Origin of the sequence: Pseudoalteromonas sp. A601 (assembly GCF_002165575.1) — a bacterium.
Taxonomy (GTDB): Bacteria; Pseudomonadota; Gammaproteobacteria; order Enterobacterales; family Alteromonadaceae; genus Pseudoalteromonas.
In genome coordinates this window covers 1-3,711 of the sequence record NZ_MXQF01000068.1, presented here as the reverse complement: position 1 = coordinate 3,711, position 3,711 = coordinate 1, and the positions used below count along the sequence as shown (strand labels likewise).

Annotated in this window: 2 protein-coding genes, 1 tRNA gene and 1 pseudogene; 2 read left to right on the top strand and 2 right to left on the bottom strand. The window is 40.4% G+C overall.

Going from position 1 to position 3,711, the window contains the following annotated elements; translation table 11 throughout:
- Window positions 1-110: 110 nt before the first annotated feature.
- Entirely contained in the window at window positions 111-1,022 is a 912-nt protein-coding gene (galU, locus tag B5G52_RS21615; protein ID WP_087534696.1) for a UTP--glucose-1-phosphate uridylyltransferase GalU, read from the top strand.
- Between the two features lie 407 nt (window positions 1,023-1,429).
- On the opposite strand, the gene B5G52_RS21610 is transcribed toward galU, so the two are convergent.
- On the bottom strand, window positions 1,430-2,800 hold the full coding sequence (locus tag B5G52_RS21610) for an MBL fold metallo-hydrolase RNA specificity domain-containing protein (RefSeq protein WP_087534695.1): 1,371 nt from the start codon (window positions 2,798-2,800) through the stop codon (window positions 1,430-1,432).
- A 250-nt stretch (window positions 2,801-3,050) separates the two neighbouring features.
- On the opposite strand from B5G52_RS21610, the gene B5G52_RS21605 reads away from it, so the two are divergent.
- Window positions 3,051-3,127, top strand: a tRNA-Ile gene (locus tag B5G52_RS21605).
- A gap of 385 nt (window positions 3,128-3,512) precedes the next feature.
- Here B5G52_RS21605 and B5G52_RS22250 read toward each other — a convergent pair.
- Window positions 3,513-3,711 (bottom strand): annotated as a pseudogene (locus B5G52_RS22250) (transposase); the annotation flags it as partial.

Sequence of the window (3,711 nt, the reverse complement as noted above, 5' to 3'; positions counted from 1 at the left end):
AACCTAGAACCTAGAACCTAGAACCTAGAACTCATTCACTTCCTATAAAGCTTTAAGCTGATAATTTAAACTTAAATTGAATTAATAAAAACTTGAATAAAGGACTAATAATGAAAGCTGTAATCCCTGTAGCTGGCCTTGGCACTCGTATGTTACCAATGACCAAAGCAATTCCAAAAGAAATGCTACCACTGGTGGATAAACCACTTATTCAATATATCGTTAATGAATGTGTTGCTGCAGGCATTAAAGAAATCGTATTAGTAACGCACAACTCAAAAAATGCTATTGAAAACCATTTTGATACTAGTTACGAGCTAGAAGCAACACTTGAAAAGCGTGTTAAACGCACCTTACTTGAAGAAGTACGCTCAATTTGCCCGGTTGATGTAACTATTATGAGCGTTCGCCAAGGCGAAGCTAAAGGGTTAGGGCATGCAATATTATGTGCCAAGCCAATCGTAGGTGATGACGACTTTGTGGTTGTATTGCCTGATGTAATTTTAGATGCATACACAGCTGACCAAAAAACTGAAAATTTAGCGGCAATGATCAAACGTTTTAACGACGTAAAAGCAAGTCAAATTATGCTTGAGCCGGTTGCACAGCAAGATGTGAGCAAATATGGTATTGCTGATATTGATGGTGCTGTAATTGGTGCGGGCGAAAGTGCAAAAATCAAAACCATGGTTGAAAAGCCAAACACTGAAGATGCACCTTCTAACTTAGCGGTTGTTGGTCGCTATGTGCTATCTAAAGCTATTTGGCAATTACTGGCTAAAACCCCTGTGGGTGCAGGTGGTGAGGTTCAACTTACCGATGCTATTGATATGTTAATGGAAAAAGAAACGGTTGAGGCGTTTCACATGAGCGGGAGCTCTCACGATTGTGGTGATAAGCTAGGTTATTTAAAAGCGATTGTTGAATACAGCATGCGTGATGAAAACTTAGGAACTGACTTTACAGGCTTTGTATCTGAATTGGTTAAGCCAAAAGAAAAGAGTCACTTAAAAGCGGTGTAAGTTTAGCTTTGACGCGGCTGTATGCCGCGTTGATTTTAAGTGATTTATTCACAAAGAGGTTAAGAGGCGCTGGGTTTATGAGGTTAAAGGTGGACTTTATCTTTGTGGGAACAGGCTTCAGCCGTGATGATGTTTGAGCTTATGTATTAAAGCTAGTCGGCGCTAAAGCGCTCTCCTACGGTATTAAGGTGCTAGGCTCTAGGGAAGTAACTAGGTTCTATGTTTATTTATGGCCCTAGTTTTTTCTTCTCGGTGTAGCGAAGCGTCTCGGCGCTAGATTTTAGGCGCATTCTTAGCTCGCGGCCCGTAGCTTTCATTGTGTCATATTTTATAATTTGTAGAACCTAGAACCTAGAACCTAGAACCTAGAACCTAGAACCTAGAACCTAGAACCTAGAACCTAGAACCTATCCTTTCGCAATTTCAACTTCAACCTCTTTCCCTAAAACCTCTCGGTACTTCTGAGCTAATACCTGCTTTGCATTATCATCCCCGTGAACAATCTTTATTAAGCGTGGCTTTTTACGCATGCCGGTAACAAATTTTATTAACCCTTCTTGGTCTGCGTGGGCGCTGTAGCCGCTGATGGTGTGAATTTTGGCATTAATTATTATTTTGTGATCATTGATAAATACATAGCCGCTGCGGGGGCCGTATTTTTGAATTTCTCTCCCTAATGTTCCTCTACCTTGATAGCCAACAAAAATAACATCAGCGGTTTTGTCTAGCAGAAACCTTTCAAGATAATTGACGATTCTACCACCTTGGCACATGCCGCTTGCTGCAAGTATGATTGCGGGTTTTTTTCGTTGGCTTAAATAATTAATCACTGCCATATGTTCTTTATGACTGTCGATTGTATGTAAGCTTTCAAAGTTAAGTGGGTGGCGGCCTTTTGCTAAACGCTTTTTGGCTTCGGTATCCCACAGGCTTTTAAATTGACGATATTGCTGGGTAAAATTTGCAGCCATAGGAGAGTCAACAATGACTTCTATGGTTCGCCAAGGTGATTGCTTACTTGAGCTGTGAATTAGCTGCTCGAGCTCATACAATAACTCTTGTGTTCGCCCTATGCTAAACGCAGGAATAAGCACGATACCGTTATCGGCTACTGCTGTTTCGATTACTTTTTTGAGCGTTTGTGTGCGCTGTTTACGGCCTTGATGATTTTTATCGCCGTAGGTTGACTCGATCACTAAAGTATCAGCTTTGTAGGGCGGTTTTGGAGCCGGTAATAATGGTGTGTATGGGGCGCCTAAATCACCAGAAAATACCACTCGGTGTTTATTTTTTCTATCAGCTATATCTATTTCAACATAAGCTGAGCCTAAAATGTGTCCGGCTCGTTGTAGGCGGGCTTTGAGCGGGGCTTGATCATTACTAGGTAGTGTAAACCAGTGGCCGAATTCTACGGCAACTATCCGCTTATTAAGTAGGTTTAAGCATGCGTTAATAATATTTTCGTCGCGGGTTACGCCAACTTTAAGCGCATCTTTAATAACTAAGGGTAGCAAGCTCGCCGATGCTATAGAGGTATAAATAGGCCCAGTAAAGCCAGCTGCGAATAAATATGGAATACGGCCAACATGGTCAATATGGCAGTGGGTAACAATGAGTGCCGTTATATTTGATACGTCAAATTGTATTGATAAATCAATACCTGCATCTTCTCCTTGAAATAGCCCACAATCGATTAATATTGAAGTATTTTTAGATGCCATAAGCTCGTGGCAAGAACCTGTTACGCCGTTTACTGCTCCGTGGTGCTTTATTTGCATAGTTAACTCCTTTTAGTGCAAATGAAAAGTGTAGCAGTAAAAGGGAAATATTAAATTATGAATTGCCTTTCTGACCAATAAAGCCACTTTGAGGCTACTATTTAAGCAGTTAGCTTGTTGATTGTTAAAATAAAGCTTTTTGCTAGTGACAAGCCAGTAAAAACTTTTTATACTGCAATCCGCTTTAATCGCTTAGGTGATTAAACGCTTCAAAAAATTTAGTTATGATTAATACATGCTAATACAATATGGCCCCTTAGCTCAGTTGGTTAGAGCACACGACTCATAATCGTTAGGTCCGCAGTTCAAGTCTGCGAGGGGCCACCACTTTCAAAAGCTTCTCAAGTAAATATGTACTAACCGAAATTACTTTGTACGACTTAAGTTATTGTTATGTAATTTAGCCTTTATCCAATGAAATTCGTAATCACCCCTTTGTGTGTTGTAATTTGTCTTGTGGGAACAGGCTTCAGCCGTGATGGTGATTGTGTTTGAGGTATGTGCAAAAGCCAATCGGCGCTAAAGCGCTCTCCTACAGGGTTTGGAGTATGATTTGTCTTGTGGGAACAGGCTTCAGCCGTGATTGTGTTTAATGTTTTGGGTATGTGTTGAACCAATCGGCGCTAAAGCGCTCTCCTACAGGGTGTGGAGTGTGGTTTGTCTTGTGGGAACAGGCTTCAGCCGTGATCGTGTTTAAGATTTAGGAAATGTGTTAATCATATTGATCTGAATTCAAATAGATACAATCCCAATGAGGGTAATTGCCTAAATTATTAACAATGCCGGCTCTTATTGGGTTAGCTGCGATATATCTTGCTTGATGCAATAAGTGCTCTTCATTTCTAATTAATGAGTCATAGAAACCAGTTTGCCAAACTTGTTCTTTCTTATCTTTGTGTAAAAGAAATGAT